The sequence below is a fragment of the Shewanella surugensis genome (assembly GCF_023284005.1).
Classification (GTDB): Bacteria; Pseudomonadota; Gammaproteobacteria; order Enterobacterales; family Shewanellaceae; genus Shewanella; species Shewanella surugensis.
The window spans coordinates 1-15,906 of sequence record NZ_JAKIKS010000128.1 but is presented as its reverse complement, the minus strand read 5'-3'; the positions used below and the strand labels follow the sequence as shown (position 1 = coordinate 15,906).

The window sequence follows — 15,906 nt, the reverse complement described above, 5'->3', positions numbered from 1 at the left end:
TAACGTTCAAATGACCGTTACCCTAATTTGCCCAATCGCGATGGACGAAGGTTTACGCTTCGCAATCCGTGAAGGTGGACGTACAGTGGGTGCGGGTGTTGTTGCTAAGATCATTGCTTAATAGCAACTAATCTGACAACACATGAAAAGGCAGCTTAGGCTGCCTTTTTTGATAATAAAGACTTTATTAGTCTGAATTAAGCCATTTTGATTTGTATTCTTGCCAAAGTAGCGGAATAAGAATACAATCTATGGCCGATTTTAGACCCTCTGAATTTATACTATCGCTGTGTATAGTGAGATGTCAGTTCGGATTTTATGGGCTGACCGAAAAATTTCACTGAGTAAAGTCTTAAATTTTTTGTCAGCAGGACTTTATTTATAGTTCGTAGTGAGTAACGGAATTAATCGATGACAACAAATACTGAAAACCAGGGCAACTCTCTGGATATTCTTAAGTGGGGCATAGTAGCCGTACTATTGGCCGCCGCTATTATAGGCAATCAAATGTTTGATGAAGCGAGTGTCGTTGTGCGCGCATTAGGCGTCATAGTCGCATTTGCTGTTGCTGGTTTTACTGCGCTACAAACAGTGAAAGGCAAACAGGCTCTTTCTTTTGCACGTGAGTCGCAAATCGAAGTCCGTAAAGTTATTTGGCCTACGCGTCAAGAAGCACTCAACACGACATTTATCGTGTTAGCTGCAACAGGTATTCTGGCGTTAATCCTTTGGGGTATGGACGCAGTATTACTTAAAATTGTTAATTTTATTACAGGCGTATAGGCATCTCGAATGACTGAAGCTAAAAAAAGATGGTATGTAGTTCAAGCATTTTCTGGCTATGAAGGCAGAGTGTGTAAATCGTTGCATGAGTATATCAAAATGCATGCTATGGAACACTATTTTGGTGAGGTACTCGTACCGACTGAAGAAGTGGTTGAGATACGTGCTGGTCAGCGCCGCAAGAGCGAGCGTAAGTTTTTCCCAGGCTATGTATTAGTCCAAATGGTGATGAACGATGAAAGCTGGCATTTAGTGAAAAGTATTCCACGTGTAATGGGCTTCATTGGCGGGACATCTGATCGTCCTGCACCTATCTCTGATAAAGAAGCTGATGCGATTCTACAGCGTCTTCAAGAAACAACTGAATCTCCAACACACCGTATCATGTTTGAAGCGGGTGAAGTGGTACGCGTCACTGATGGACCTTTTGCAGACTTTAACGGTACTGTTGAAGAAGTCGATTATGAGAAGAATCGCGTGAAAGTATCGGTTATGATTTTTGGTCGTTCTACACCCGTTGAATTAGATTTCGGCCAAATTGAAAAAAGCTGATTAAATAAAACGCAAAAGTATTTGGAAAAGGCGGCGAATTTATATATAATTCGCCTCCATTATTTTAGGGGAGCTTATTGGCATTTGGCTAATGGCGTTTGAACCCAAACTTGAGGAAATGTCTCATGGCAAAGAAAGTTGATGGTTACATCAAATTGCAAGTTGCAGCTGGCGCTGCGAATCCGTCACCACCTGTAGGTCCAGCTTTGGGTCAAAAAGGTGTCAACATCATGGAATTCTGTAAAGCATTCAATGCGCGTACTGAAAAGTTCGACAAAGGTATGCCAATTCCTGTTGTTATCACTGTTTATACTGATCGCTCTTTCACTTTCGAAACCAAGACGCCTCCAGCTTCTTTCTTGTTGCTAAAAGCAGCGGGTCTGAAATCAGGTTCTGGTCGTCCTAACACTGAAAAAGTGGGGACTATCAAGCGTAGCGCTGTTCAGGAAATTGCTGAAACTAAAGCGACTGATATGACTGGTGCAGATATTGAAGCGATGACTCGCTCAATTGAAGGTACTGCGCGTTCAATGGGTTTGGTAGTAGAGGATTAATATAATGGCAAAGCTAACTAAACGCGCGCGTCTTATCCGCGAGAAAGTAGAAGTAACGAAAAGTTACGATATCAATGAAGCTGTTGCATTGCTGAAAGAATTAGGCACTGCAAAATTCGTTGAAAGTGTTGATGTTGCGGTTAACCTAGGTGTTGACCCACGTAAATCAGATCAAAACGTTCGCGGTGCGACTGTATTGCCACACGGTACTGGTCGTGACGTACGTGTTGCTGTATTCACTCAAGGTGCTAACGCTGAAGCGGCTAAAGCTGCTGGCGCAGAACTTGTGGGTATGGATGAACTTGCTGCACAAGTTAAAGCGGGTGAAATGAACTTTGACGTTGTTATTGCTTCTCCTGATGCAATGCGCGTTGTCGGTCAATTAGGTCAAATCTTAGGCCCTCGTGGCTTGATGCCTAACCCTAAAACAGGCACTGTAACACCTAATGTTGCAGAAGCTGTTAAGAACGCTAAGGCGGGTCAAGTCCGTTATCGTAATGATAAAAACGGTATTATCCACACGACTATCGGTAAAGTGGATTTTGAACCCGCTCATCTTAAGGAAAACTTAGAAGCCCTACTTGTTGCATTGAAAAAAGCCAAGCCAGCGGTTGCTAAAGGTATTTACCTTAAGAAAGTCAGTCTTTCTACGACTATGGGTGCCGGCGTAGCCGTTGACCTAAGTACACTAGAAGACATTAAGTAAATTTACAAGCTGCGCGTTTTAGTCTATAATGCGCGCAATTTGTAGGGTTGAGGTCGATAAGTTGCACTTTGGACTTATTATTGATCTCCGTCCAAGACCGTAGGTGTTAGCTTGTAAAAGTGTACTTAATTTCCTACGTAGACGGTGTCGGACCCCAGATAGATTTTGTTCTTCTGGATATTCGCGCCGTAAGTCATCCATTATCATTTGATATTGGATATGGTAAGTACTAGGGATTTTCCCTAGATAGAATCCAGGAGTAAAGCCAATGGCATTAAGACTCGAAGACAAACAGGCGATTGTTGCTGAAGTCAACGAAGTTGCCAAAGGTGCTTTATCTGCAGTTGTTGCCGATTCACGTGGTGTAACTGTAGGTGCTATGGCCGGTTTACGTAAAGCCGCTCGTGAGAATGGAGTATTCGTTAAAGTTGTACGTAATACTCTGGCTCGTCGTGCGCTTCAAGGTACTGATTTTGAGTGCTTAAGCGAAACGCTTACTGGTCCTACTCTTATTGCTTTCTCTAACGAGCACCCAGGTGCCGCAGCACGTCTTTTAAAAGACTTCGCTAAAGAGCAAGAGCAATTTGAAGTAAAAGCAGCAGCCTTTGAAGGGGAGTTAATCCCTGCAACTAATATTGATCGTTTAGCGAAACTACCGACTTACGAAGAAGCACTCGCTCAGTTAATGATGACTCTAAAAGAAGCATCTGCTGGCAAGTTTGTTCGTACCTTGGCCGCCCTTCGCGATCAAAAAGACGAAGCCGCTTAATTTTATATTAGCCGCTTAATTGAATTGAATTCAAAACAGTAGGAATTTTTTGTTATGTCTATCACTAAAGACCAAATCTTAGAAGCTTTTGCAGAAATGTCTGTAATGGAAGTTGTTGAACTAATCGAATCAATGGAAGAAAAGTTCGGCGTATCTGCCGCTGCTGCTGTTGTTTCTGGTGGTGGTGAAGCCGCTGCTGCTGAAGAGCAAACAGAATTCGACGTGATCCTTACTTCATTCGGCGAAAACAAAGTTTCTTGTATTAAAGCACTTCGTTCAGCTACAGGTCTTGGCCTGAAAGAAGCTAAAGGTATGGCTGAATCAGCTCCAATAGCTGTTAAAGAAGCTATCTCTAAAGAAGAAGCTGATGCTCTTAAAGCAGATCTTGAAGCAGCTGGTGCTGCAGTAGAGATTAAGTAAGTTATAATCTAACTTGCTAAGCCCGATTTAATCGGGTGAAGGCTGACGGTTTTTTAGACTGTCGGCCTTTTTTGCGCTGTAAGCGCAGGCGATTTTTTATTCACCGTTTATCGCCAGATATTGCAGTTCCTAGCAGAGATTACTGGTTAGGTTCTTGCTTTCAACGGTGATGGGCAAACGTTGCTACGTTACCATTGCAAAGCCAATGTTAATGTAGTCTTGGTCACATCTCGCAATCAGAGGAAACCCATGGTTTACTCCTATTCTGAAAAGAAGCGTATTCGCAAAGACTTCGGTAAGAGTCCAAAAGTACTGGATATCCCTTACCTTTTGTCAATTCAGTTGGACTCATTTAAAAAGTTCACCGATCAAGATCCTACAGGAGAGCTTGGTTTTGAAGCCGCTTTTCGTAGCGTTTTTCCCATCAAAAGCTTCTCTGGTAATTCAGAGCTGCAATATGTCAGCTATAAGCTAGGCGAGCCTGTTTTTGATGTGAAAGAATGTCAAATACGTGGCATTACTTATTCTGCACCGCTACGTGTTAAGTTACGTATGGTGTTGTATGACCGTGAAGCGGCGCCTGGCACTGTAAAAGATATTAAAGAACAAGAAGTCTATATGGGGGATATCCCTCTTATGACTGACAACGGTACCTTTGTGATTAATGGTACCGAACGTGTCATCGTATCTCAGCTACATCGTAGCCCTGGGGTATTTTTCGATCATGACCGTGGGAAAACCCACTCATCAGGTAAGGTACTGTATAACGCACGTATCATCCCTTACCGTGGTTCATGGTTGGATTTTGAATTCGATCCAAAAGATGCACTATTCGTTCGTATTGATCGTCGTCGTAAATTGGCTGCGTCAATCATCTTACGTGCATTGGATTATTCGACTCAAGATATTTTAGATATCTTTTTCAGTCGTGTTAATTTCAAGATTAAGAAAGACACCTTAGTGATGGATCTTGTCGCCGAGCGTTTACGCGGTGAGACGGCAAGCTATGACATTAAAGATTCTGAAGGAACGGTTTTAGTTGAGAAGGGACGTCGGGTAACGGCTCGTCATATTCGTCAACTAGAAAAAACCAATACCACAGAACTTGAAGTCCCTGTTGAATATATTGTCGGTAAAATTTCTGCTCAGGATTATATCGATCCTGATACCGGCGAAGTGCTTGTTTCAGCGAATGCTGAAATTGGCTTAGAAGATCTTGCTAAAATATCTTTGACTGGCACTAAATCTATTAGCACTCTGTATATCAACGAGCTTGATAACGGTGCTTATATGTCTGATACCTTGCGTATTGATTCAACAACTAATCGCTTAGAAGCGTTAGTTGAAATCTATCGTATGATGCGTCCAGGCGAACCACCAACCAAAGATGCTGCTGAAGCACTCTTTAATAACCTTTTCTTTAGTGAAGAGCGTTATGACTTATCTAAAGTCGGTCGAATGAAATTCAATCGTCGTCTCAGCATGGAAGACGATGAAGGCGCTGGTATCTTGAGTAAAGAAGATATCGTTGCGGTGATGAAAAACATTATCAAGATCCGTAATGGTAATGATGAAGTTGATGATATCGATCACTTGGGTAACCGTCGTATTCGTAGCGTTGGCGAAATGGCTGAAAACCAATTCCGTGTCGGTCTTGTTCGTGTTGAGCGTGCCGTACGTGAGCGTTTAAGTCTTGGTGATCTCAATGAGCTTATGCCTCAAGATCTGATCAATGCTAAGCCTATTTCTGCCGCAGTCAAAGAATTTTTTGGTTCTTCTCAGCTGTCTCAATTTATGGATCAAAACAACCCGCTATCAGAAGTCACGCATAAGCGTCGTATTTCTGCATTAGGCCCCGGTGGTTTGACTCGTGAACGTGCAGGTTTTGAAGTTCGAGATGTACATCCGACTCACTATGGTCGTTTATGTCCAATCGAAACACCAGAAGGTCCAAACATTGGTCTGATCAACTCGCTTGCGAGTTTTGCACGTACCAACTCATACGGCTTCCTAGAAACCCCTTATCGTAAAGTTGTCGATGGCGTGGCCACTGATGAAGTGGACTACTTGTCGGCTATCGAAGAAGGGCGTTACGTTATTGCACAGGCGAACATTGAGCTTGATGACAATGGTCGTATGTTAGAAGATCAAATTGCTTGTCGTCATAAAGGTGATGCCACCTTTATGCGCGCAACAGACGTGCAATATATGGATGTTTCACCACAGCAAATCATTTCTGTAGCGGCGTCACTTATTCCGTTCTTAGAACACGATGATGCTAACCGTGCCTTGATGGGCGCGAACATGCAACGTCAAGCCGTACCGACATTACGAGCGGATAAACCACTCGTAGGTACGGGGATTGAGCGTACATTAGCTGTCGATTCTGGTGTGGTTGTTGTGGCTAAACGGGGTGGTTTTGTTGAATACGTCGATGCCAGTCGCATCGTTGTAAAAGTTAACGAGTCTGAACTTCGCCCTGGTGAAGCCGGTATCGATATCTACAACTTGACCAAGTATACCCGCTCTAACCAAAATACCTGTATAAACCAACGTCCTTGTTGTGCTGTTGGTGAGCCAGTGGTTTGCGGTGATGTATTAGCGGATGGTCCTTCAACGGATTTAGGTGATTTAGCGCTGGGTCAAAATATGCGTATAGCCTTCATGCCTTGGAATGGTTATAACTTCGAGGATTCGATCTTAATCTCTGAGCGCGTTGCGCAAGAAGATCGTTTTACCACTATCCACATTCAAGAGTTATCTTGTGTGGCACGTGATACCAAATTAGGTAGCGAAGAAATCACCGCTGATATTCCGAACGTCGGCGAGTCTGCTTTATCTAAATTAGATGAATCAGGTATTGTTTACATCGGTGCTGAAGTGAAAGGCGGCGATATTCTAGTTGGTAAAGTGACACCTAAGGGTGAAACACAGCTGACGCCAGAAGAGAAGCTTTTACGAGCTATTTTCGGTGAGAAAGCCTCTGACGTCAAAGACAGTTCATTACGCGTTCCTAACTCTGTGAAAGGAACTATCATCGACGTACAGGTATTTACCCGTGACGGCGTTGAGAAAGATAAACGTGCTGTTGAAATCGAAGAGATGCATATCGCGCAAGCGAGAAAAGATCTGACTGAAGAGTTCCAAATTCTGGAAGAAGGCGTTTATGGCCGTACCCGCAATTTATTGGCGAGTACCGGTTTAAGCGACGTGCAAATTGCAACGATCCCTCGTTCTCAGTTGTTATTGCAAACCATCGATGATGAAGCAAAACAAACAGAGCTTGAGCAACTTGCTGAGCAACATAGCGAGCTGAAAGCTGACTTCGATAAAAAGTTTGAAGTTAAGCGTCGTAAGATCACTCAAGGTGATGACTTGGCACCGGGTGTATTGAAAACAGTTAAGGTTTACTTAGCCGTTAAACGTACTATTCAGCCAGGTGATAAGATGGCGGGTCGTCATGGTAACAAGGGCGTAATCTCAATGATTTGTCCTGTTGAAGATATGCCATACGATGAAAACGGCGATCCTATCGATATCGTGTTGAACCCGCTGGGTGTACCCTCGCGGATGAACATCGGTCAGGTGCTTGAAGTGCATATGGGCGCGGCTGCGAAAGGCATAGGTAATAGGATTACCAGCATGCTTGAAGAGCAGCGTGAATTGGCCGAGTTACGTGGCTACATTAAGCAAGTTTATGAACTTGGTGATGATGTACTGCAACGCGTCGATATCGATTCCTTCACGGATGATGAAGTGATTCGTCTGGCTAAGAACATAAAAGGCGGTATTCCAATTGCAACGCCAGCGTTTGATGGCGCCAAAGAAAAAGAGATCAAGCAAATGCTGACTCTTGCTGGATTACCAGAATCAGGACAACGTAAGTTGTTCGATGGCCGTACAGGTAATGAATTTGAGCGTTTAGTCACTGTTGGCTACATGTACATGCTGAAACTTAACCATTTGGTTGATGACAAGATGCATGCACGTTCTACGGGGTCATACAGCTTAGTTACTCAGCAGCCGCTGGGTGGTAAAGCGCAGTTTGGTGGTCAGCGTTTCGGTGAGATGGAGGTATGGGCACTAGAAGCATACGGTGCCGCTTACACACTTCAAGAAATGCTAACGGTCAAGTCTGATGATGTTAATGGTCGTACTCAGATGTATAAAAACATCGTCGACGGTAACCATCAGATGCACCCTGGTATGCCAGAGTCCTTCAATGTATTGTTGAAGGAGATCCGCTCACTCGGTATTAATATCGAGCTGGATCAAGGCTAAAGCTGGATTAATACTCTAGTTTGGCAACAAAAACGGTGTCCTACTTTTTGAGTTGGGCACCCGGTTTAACTCCTTCAGGAGAGAAACGTGAAAGACTTATTAAAGTTTCTGAAACAGCAAAGCAAGACCGAAGAATTTGACGGGATCAAAATTGGGCTAGCGTCGCCAGATTTGATCCGATCTTGGTCATTTGGTGAAGTTAAGAAGCCAGAAACCATTAACTACCGTACGTTCAAGCCTGAGCGTGAAGGTTTGTTCTGTGCAAGGATCTTTGGTCCTGTTAAAGATTACGAATGCTTGTGTGGTAAATATAAGCGTCTGAAGCACCGTGGTGTGATCTGTGAAAAGTGTGGCGTTGAAGTCACACAGACTAAAGTGCGTCGAGAGCGCATGGGTCATATTGATCTTGCAAGCCCAGTTGCTCATATCTGGTTCCTTAAATCATTACCGTCTCGTATCGGTTTGATGCTGGATATGACTTTACGTGACATTGAGCGCGTGTTGTATTTTGAATCATTCGTCGTTATCGAGCCTGGCATGACCAGTCTTGAGCGTGGTCAAATGCTAACAGAAGAAAATTATCTGGATGCATTGGAAGAGTACGGTGATGAGTTTGAAGCTAAAATGGGTGCTGAAGCCGTTTTAGAATTACTGCGTGCTATCGAGCTTGAAAAAGAAATCGAGATAATGCGTGAAGAGTTGCCTACAATCAACTCTGAAACACGTCGCAAGAAGATGACCAAACGCTTAAAATTAATTGAAGCGTTTTTCCAATCAGGTAACAAGCCTGAGTGGATGATCTTAAAAGTATTGCCAGTATTACCACCTGATCTACGTCCATTGGTACCGCTAGATGGTGGTCGTTTTGCGACCTCTGATCTGAACGATCTATATCGTCGTGTGATTAACCGTAACAACCGTTTGAAGCGTCTACTCGACCTTGCAGCGCCAGATATCATCGTACGTAACGAAAAACGTATGTTGCAAGAATCTGTGGATGCATTGCTTGATAACGGACGTCGTGGTCGTGCGATTACCGGTTCTAACAAGCGTCCGCTTAAATCTTTGGCTGATATGATCAAAGGTAAACAAGGTCGTTTCCGTCAGAACTTATTGGGTAAACGTGTTGATTACTCTGGCCGTTCTGTTATTACCGTGGGCCCAACTTTACGCTTACATCAATGTGGTCTTCCTAAGAAGATGGCATTGGAATTATTTAAGCCATTTATTTATGGCAAGCTTGAAGGCCGTGGTTTAGCGACGACCATTAAAGCGGCTAAGAAGATGGTTGAACGTGAAGTTCCTGAGGTTTGGGATGTACTTGATGACGTTATTCGCGAACATCCAGTGATGCTCAACCGTGCGCCAACATTGCACAGATTGGGTATTCAAGCGTTTGAGCCAGTATTGATTGAAGGTAAAGCTATCCAGCTTCATCCTTTAGTTTGTGCGGCCTATAACGCCGATTTCGATGGTGACCAAATGGCGGTACACGTGCCTTTAACGCTGGAAGCTCAGCTAGAAGCGCGTTCACTCATGATGTCAACCAACAACATCCTTTCACCTGCAAATGGTGAGCCGGTGATTACACCTTCTCAAGATGTTGTATTGGGCCTCTATTACACCAGCCGTGAGCGTATTAACGGTAAAGGTGAAGGTATGGCATTTGCATCCGTTGCTGAAGCTGAGAAAGCCTACCGTACTGGTGCTGCAGAGTTACATGCGCGTGTTAAAGTGCGTATTACTGAAACAGCCACCAATGAATTGGGTGAAAAAGTGAAAACGCGTCGTATTGTGGATACCACTGTGGGCCGTGCATTACTTTCACAAATTTTGCCAAAAGGTTTATCTTATGATCTGGTTAACCAGAACATGGGTAAGAAGCAAATCTCTAAGCTACTGAATACTTGTTATCGCCAACTTGGTCTTAAAGATACGGTTATCTTTGCGGATCAACTGATGTATACCGGTTTCCATTTTGCCACGATATCCGGTGCGTCTGTCGGTATCGATGATATGGTTATTCCTGATGAGAAATATACTCTCGTCGCGGATGCCGAAGCTGAAGTTATTGAAATTCAAGAGCAGTTCCAGTCTGGATTGGTAACTGCGGGTGAAAGATATAACAAAGTTATTGATATCTGGGCAAGCGCGAACGAAAAAGTCTCTAAAGCGATGATGAAAAACTTATCGACTGAGACCGTTATCAATCGTGATGGTGAGCCAGAAGAGCAAGAGTCGTTTAACAGCATCTATATGATGGCTGATTCTGGTGCGCGTGGTAGTGCGGCTCAGATCCGTCAGCTAGCGGGTATGCGTGGTTTGATGGCAAAACCAGATGGATCAATTATTGAAACGCCGATTGTGGCGAACTTCCGTGAAGGTCTAAACGTATCTCAGTACTTCATCTCAACTCACGGTGCGCGTAAAGGTTTGGCCGATACGGCACTGAAAACAGCTAACTCGGGTTATTTGACTCGCCGTTTAGTGGATGTTGCACAAGATTTGGTTGTGATTGAAGACGACTGTGGCACGTTTAATGGTCTAACAATGAAGCCGCTGATAGAAGGTGGTGATGTTGTTGAGCCATTGCGTGAGCGCGTATTGGGTCGTGTTGTTGCTGAAGATGTATTTTATCCAGGTACTGAAAAGGTATTAGCACCGCGTAACACCTTACTTGATGAAGCTTGGTGTGATCTTCTTGAAGAACACTCAATTGATGAAATGCAAGTACGTTCAGTGATCAGCTGTGATACCGATTTCGGTGTGTGTGCTGCCTGTTATGGTCGTGATTTGGCTCGTGGTCATATCATCAACCAAGGTGAAGCTATTGGTGTGGTTGCGGCGCAGTCAATTGGTGAGCCAGGCACCCAGCTTACGATGCGTACCTTCCACATTGGTGGAGCGGCATCGAGAGCCTCAGCGGCTAACAATGTTCAAGTTAAGAATGCCGGTACGCTTAAACTGCACAATGCTAAGCATGTGACTAACAGTGAAGGTAAGCTGGTTATTGTTTCTCGTTCATCTGAGCTGGCCATCATCGATGACCTAGGTCGTGAGAAAGAGCGTTATAAAGTGCCTTATGGTACTGTGCTTGAAAAGCTTGAAGATTCAAAGCTTGAAGCGGGTAACATCATCGCCAATTGGGATCCCCATACTCACCCGATTATTACTGAGGTGGCGGGTACAACCAAGTTTGTTGATATGATTGATGGTGTCACCATGACACGTCAAACAGATGATCTAACCGGTTTATCTTCTATTGTGGTTCTCGATGTAGCCCAGCGTCCAACTGCGGGTAAAGAAATGCGCCCAATGATCCGTCTTGTTGCTAGCGACGGTGGCGATTTGGTGATCCCTGGTACTGAGGTTCCAGCGCAATACTTCTTACCGGGTAACGCGATTGTTAACTTAGACGATAATGCGCTTATTAATGTGGGTGATGCGTTAGCGCGTATACCTCAAGAGTCGTCAAAAACTCGTGATATTACCGGTGGTCTACCACGTGTTGCTGATTTATTTGAAGCACGTAAGCCAAAAGAGCCTGCAATTCTGGCTGAAATTTCGGGTACCATTTCATTCGGTAAAGAGACTAAAGGTAAGCGTCGTCTAGTGATCACGCCTGCTGACGGTAACAAACCTTATGAAGAGATGATCCCGAAATGGCGTAATTTGAATGTGTTCGAAGGTGAAAAAGTCGAACGTGGTGAAGTGATTGCCGATGGTGCAGAAGCGGCACACGATATCTTACGTTTACGTGGTATCCACAACATGGCTAACTACATCGTCAACGAAGTACAAGATGTTTACCGTCTGCAAGGGGTGAAAATCAACGATAAGCACATTGAGGTGATTATTCGCCAGATGCTGCGTAAGTGTGAGATCACCGATGCAGGTGATAGCCAATTCTTAGCGGGTGAGCAAGCTGAAGTGTCACGTGTGAAAATCGCTAACCGCGAATTAGAAGCACAAGGCAAGCAGCCTGCACGTTTTGATCGTGAGCTATTGGGTATCACCAAAGCCTCGCTTGCGACGGAATCATTCATCTCTGCGGCTTCTTTCCAAGAAACCACCCGCGTACTGACCGAAGCGGCAGTAGGTGGTAAGAGTGATAAACTTCGAGGCCTGAAAGAGAACGTGATCGTGGGTCGTTTGATCCCTGCGGGTACGGGTTACTCATATCATCAGAAACGTCAACAAGCAGCCCCTTCTGGTAAGCTGGATGAGACCCCTGTGATCAGTGCCAGTGAAGCAGAGCAAAATCTTGCTGATCTTCTTAACCTTGCTGGTAGCTCAGATTAAGACCAAAACAGTCTAAAAAACACAAAAAGGCGCCTTGTGCGCCTTTTTTTTAAACTAATTTCGTCTAAAACCTGTCTATTTCTTGACAGGAGGCCATTACCTTTCTAAAATTTCGCGTCCCACACCTGTGGGCTATAGATTTTTCACATCTTACTGTTGAATCGTTCAACTGATTCGGAGCTATACATGGCAACTGTAAACCAGTTGGTCCGTAAGCCTCGCTCGCCAAAAGTCGATAAGACTAATGTGCCAGCGTTGAATGCGTGTCCACAAAAACGTGGTGTTTGTACTCGCGTGTACACTACTACACCAAAAAAACCTAACTCGGCTCTACGTAAAGTAGCGCGCGTGCGTCTAACTAACGGTTTCGAAGTTACTTCGTATATCGGCGGTGAAGGCCACAACTTACAAGAACATAGTGTAATCTTGATCCGTGGTGGTCGTGTTAAAGATTTACCCGGTGTTCGTTACCACACTGTTCGTGGAGCACTCGATTGCGCTGGCGTAAGTGAACGTCGTCAAGGTCGTTCTAAGTACGGTGCTAAGCGTCCTAAGTCTTAACGTTTTCCGTTAAGTAAGGCCAAGCTAGATTATTTGAGATTCCAGTTTTGGGGTCCCTGAAGCATACGGAGAAATTGTTATGCCAAGACGTCGCGTTGTAGGACAACGTAAAATCCTACCAGATCCAAAATTTAATAGTGAGTTGTTGGCTAAGTTCATCAACGTCATTATGCAAGACGGCAAAAAGTCGACTGCAGAAAAAATCATTTACAAGGCACTTGATGTTGTCGCTGAAAAGAAAAGCGAAGCGCATCTAGATATCCTTGAAGCAGCTTTGGACAATGTTCGTCCATCAGTCGAGGTTAAATCTCGTCGTGTTGGTGGTTCAACTTACCAGGTTCCATGTGAAGTGCGCCCAGTTCGTCGTAATGCACTGGGAATGCGTTGGTTAGTTGAAGCTGCTCGTAAGCGTGGTGAAAAATCTATGGCTTTACGTCTAGCGGGTGAAATGCTAGACGCTTCAGAAAACAAAGGCACTGCTGTTAAGAAGCGCGAAGATGTGCATCGTATGGCAGAAGCAAACAAAGCGTTTGCTCATTACCGCTGGTAATATCATGGCGTGGATTTTTCCACGCCATACTTACACTGCTATCACTCAGGTTTTAGCCAAGAGGGTATAAATTGTGGCTCGTACGACTCCAATTGAGCACTACCGTAATATCGGTATTGTTGCTCATGTTGACGCTGGTAAAACAACTACTACTGAACGTGTTCTATTTTACACCGGTATGTCTCATAAGATCGGTGAAGTTCATGATGGCGCAGCCACTATGGATTGGATGGAGCAAGAACAGGAACGTGGTATTACCATCACATCAGCTGCAACGACTACTTTCTGGCGCGGAATGGATGCCCAGTTTACTGAGCACCGTATTAACATCATCGATACTCCGGGGCACGTCGACTTCACTATTGAAGTTGAGCGGTCTTTAAGAGTATTGGATGGCGCTGTCGTGGTATTTTGTGGTTCTTCAGGTGTTGAACCTCAATCTGAGACAGTATGGCGTCAAGCAGATAAATATCATGTCCCTCGCATCGTGTTCGTCAATAAGATGGATCGTGCGGGGGCTGATTTTAGTGCTGTCGTTGAGCAAATCCGTAACCGTTTGGGCGCTACCTGTGTTCCTATTCATTTGAATATTGGAGCAGAGGAGCATTTCAAGGGCGTTGTTGATTTAATTAAAATGAAGGCCATTAACTGGAATGAATCAGACCAGGGAATGACGTTCACTTATGAAGCTATTCCCGCTGAACTTGCCGAGAAAGCCGCAGAAATGCGTGAATACTTGGTTGAGTGTGCGGCTGAAGTCTCAGAAGAGCTAATGGAAAAGTACCTCGAAGAGGGGGAAATAACGGAAGCTGAAATTAAAGCAGCATTACGTCAGCGTACCTTAAACAATGAGATCGTATTAGCAACTTGTGGTTCTGCGTTTAAGAACAAAGGTGTGCAAGCGGTTCTCGATGCTGTGGTTGAATATCTTCCTTCTCCTATTGAAGTACCTGCTATTAAAGGGATCAATGAGAAAGAAGAAGAAGTCAGTCGTCCTGCGGATGATGAAGCTCCTTTTTCAGCATTAGCGTTTAAGATTGCAACCGATCCATTTGTCGGCACATTATGCTTTATTCGCGTGTATTCGGGAGTATTGCAAAGTGGGGCAGGCGTTTATAATTCGGTTAAGCAAAAACGCGAGCGTGTGGGCCGTATGGTGCAAATGCACGCCAATGATCGTCAAGAGATTAAAGAAGTCCGTGCTGGAGACATTGCGGCTGCTATTGGTCTTAAAGACGTGACAACGGGCGACACTTTGTGTGATATCGGTCATAAAGTGATTTTAGAGCGTATGGAATTTCCTGAGCCTGTGATCACTATCGCTGTTGAACCTAGAACCAAAGCCGATCAAGAGAAAATGGGGATTGCGCTGCAGAAATTAGCAGCGGAAGATCCATCATTTCGTGTTGAAACCGATGAAGAATCGGGGCAGATACTGATCTCTGGAATGGGTGAACTACACTTAGATATTATCGTTGACCGTATGCGTCGCGAATTTAATGTTGAGTGTAATGTAGGTAAGCCTCAAGTTGCATACCGTGAAACTATCCGCTCAAGCGTGGAAGTTGAAGGCAAGTTCGTACGTCAATCTGGTGGTCGAGGACAATTCGGTCACGTATGGTTGAAACTAGAGCCTCAAGAAGAAGGCGCTGGCTACGAGTTTGTTAACAAAATCGTTGGTGGTGTGGTTCCAAAAGAATTCATACCAGCGGTAGATAAAGGCATTCAAGAGCAGATGAAAAACGGCGTTGTAGCTGGTTTCCCTGTTTTGGATGTAAAAGTGACTTTGTTCGACGGTTCATATCATGATGTGGACTCGAATGAAATGGCGTTTAAAGTGGCAGGCTCAATTGGGTTTAGGAAGGGTGCTGAAGAAGCAACCCCTGTTTTACTCGAGCCCTGCATGAAAGTTGAAGTGACGACTCCTGAAAATTATATGGGAGATGTGGTCGGAGACTTAAATAGACGTCGTGGTTTGATAGAAGGTATGGATGACGGTATTGCCGGCGTCAAGCTTGTTCAAGCTGTAGTTCCTTTGTCTGAAATGTTTGGTTATGCAACCGATTTACGCTCAGCGACTCAGGGTCGTGCTTCATACTCGATGGAGTTTTTGAAGTATTCTGAGGCGCCGCAAAACATCGCTAAGGCAATCACTGAATCGCGCATGTAAAGTTGTGAAATTTGTGATTGTTATAAATTAATTGCTATTAGCTCGGCTAAGGTCGAGTTTTCTGAAAGAAAGGAATATATCGTGGCTAAAGAAAAATTTGAACGTAGTAAACCCCATGTAAACGTAGGTACAATTGGTCACGTCGATCATGGTAAAACTACACTAACTGCTGCTATTTCTGCAGTTTTAAGTAAGACTTATGGTGGTGACGTTAAAGACTTCGCACAAATCGATAACGCTCCAGAAGAGCGTGAGCGT

At 44.3% G+C, this 15,906-nt stretch carries 13 protein-coding genes; all 13 read left to right on the top strand.

The genetic code is table 11. From position 1 onward, the window contains the following. Positions 1-121: EF-Tu C-terminal domain-related protein (locus tag L2764_RS22120; RefSeq protein WP_446539686.1), on the top strand; the 121-nt coding region annotated here is incomplete at its 5' end. Positions 122-411: 290 nt separating this feature from the next. Further along, the gene (gene secE, locus L2764_RS22115; RefSeq protein ID WP_248942505.1) at positions 412-783 is read left to right on the top strand and encodes a preprotein translocase subunit SecE; all 372 of its coding nucleotides are present in this window, start codon (positions 412-414) and stop codon (positions 781-783) included. A 9-nt stretch (positions 784-792) separates the two neighbouring features. Beyond that, entirely contained in the window at positions 793-1,335 is a 543-nt protein-coding gene (nusG, locus tag L2764_RS22110) for a transcription termination/antitermination protein NusG (protein ID WP_248942504.1), read from the top strand. A gap of 125 nt (positions 1,336-1,460) precedes the next feature. Further along, positions 1,461-1,889, top strand: a complete 429-nt coding sequence (gene rplK / locus L2764_RS22105) for a 50S ribosomal protein L11 (RefSeq protein WP_126508279.1) — start codon at positions 1,461-1,463, stop codon at positions 1,887-1,889. 4 nt (positions 1,890-1,893) lie between these two features. After that, the gene (rplA, locus tag L2764_RS22100) at positions 1,894-2,595 is read left to right on the top strand and encodes a 50S ribosomal protein L1 (protein ID WP_248942503.1); all 702 of its coding nucleotides are present in this window, start codon (positions 1,894-1,896) and stop codon (positions 2,593-2,595) included. Between the two features lie 268 nt (positions 2,596-2,863). Continuing rightward, positions 2,864-3,364 (top strand): 50S ribosomal protein L10, encoded by a 501-nt coding sequence (rplJ, locus tag L2764_RS22095; RefSeq protein ID WP_248942502.1) that lies wholly within the window; start codon positions 2,864-2,866, stop codon positions 3,362-3,364. A gap of 54 nt (positions 3,365-3,418) precedes the next feature. Then, complete coding sequence (gene rplL / locus L2764_RS22090; RefSeq protein ID WP_248942501.1) at positions 3,419-3,784, top strand: 50S ribosomal protein L7/L12; 366 nt, start codon at positions 3,419-3,421, stop codon at positions 3,782-3,784. 249 nt (positions 3,785-4,033) lie between these two features. Continuing rightward, complete coding sequence (rpoB, locus tag L2764_RS22085; protein WP_248942500.1) at positions 4,034-8,065, top strand: DNA-directed RNA polymerase subunit beta; 4,032 nt, start codon at positions 4,034-4,036, stop codon at positions 8,063-8,065. Positions 8,066-8,152: 87 nt separating this feature from the next. Further along, positions 8,153-12,367, top strand: a complete 4,215-nt coding sequence (rpoC, locus tag L2764_RS22080) for a DNA-directed RNA polymerase subunit beta' (RefSeq protein ID WP_248942499.1) — start codon at positions 8,153-8,155, stop codon at positions 12,365-12,367. Positions 12,368-12,553: 186 nt separating this feature from the next. After that, a complete protein-coding gene (gene rpsL / locus L2764_RS22075; protein WP_248942498.1) occupies positions 12,554-12,928 on the top strand; it encodes a 30S ribosomal protein S12 in 375 nt (124 codons plus the stop codon). A gap of 79 nt (positions 12,929-13,007) precedes the next feature. Continuing rightward, positions 13,008-13,478: a 30S ribosomal protein S7 gene (gene rpsG / locus L2764_RS22070; RefSeq protein ID WP_248942497.1), complete on the top strand. Its 471-nt coding sequence runs from the start codon at positions 13,008-13,010 to the stop codon at positions 13,476-13,478. Between the two features lie 73 nt (positions 13,479-13,551). Further along, positions 13,552-15,648: an elongation factor G gene (gene fusA, locus L2764_RS22065; RefSeq protein ID WP_248942496.1), complete on the top strand. Its 2,097-nt coding sequence runs from the start codon at positions 13,552-13,554 to the stop codon at positions 15,646-15,648. Between the two features lie 81 nt (positions 15,649-15,729). Next, the coding region (locus tag L2764_RS22060; protein WP_248941136.1) for a GTP-binding protein at positions 15,730-15,906 on the top strand (177 nt) is incomplete at its 3' end.

Coding starts and splice junctions, on each gene's coding strand:
- secE (WP_248942505.1), top strand. CDS start 412: ATGACAACAAATACTGAAAACCAGGGCAACTCTCTGGATATTCTTAAG.
- nusG (WP_248942504.1), top strand. CDS start 793: ATGACTGAAGCTAAAAAAAGATGGTATGTAGTTCAAGCATTTTCTGGC.
- rplK (WP_126508279.1), top strand. CDS start 1,461: ATGGCAAAGAAAGTTGATGGTTACATCAAATTGCAAGTTGCAGCTGGC.
- rplA (WP_248942503.1), top strand. CDS start 1,894: ATGGCAAAGCTAACTAAACGCGCGCGTCTTATCCGCGAGAAAGTAGAA.
- rplJ (WP_248942502.1), top strand. CDS start 2,864: ATGGCATTAAGACTCGAAGACAAACAGGCGATTGTTGCTGAAGTCAAC.
- rplL (WP_248942501.1), top strand. CDS start 3,419: ATGTCTATCACTAAAGACCAAATCTTAGAAGCTTTTGCAGAAATGTCT.
- rpoB (WP_248942500.1), top strand. CDS start 4,034: ATGGTTTACTCCTATTCTGAAAAGAAGCGTATTCGCAAAGACTTCGGT.
- rpsL (WP_248942498.1), top strand. CDS start 12,554: ATGGCAACTGTAAACCAGTTGGTCCGTAAGCCTCGCTCGCCAAAAGTC.
- rpsG (WP_248942497.1), top strand. CDS start 13,008: ATGCCAAGACGTCGCGTTGTAGGACAACGTAAAATCCTACCAGATCCA.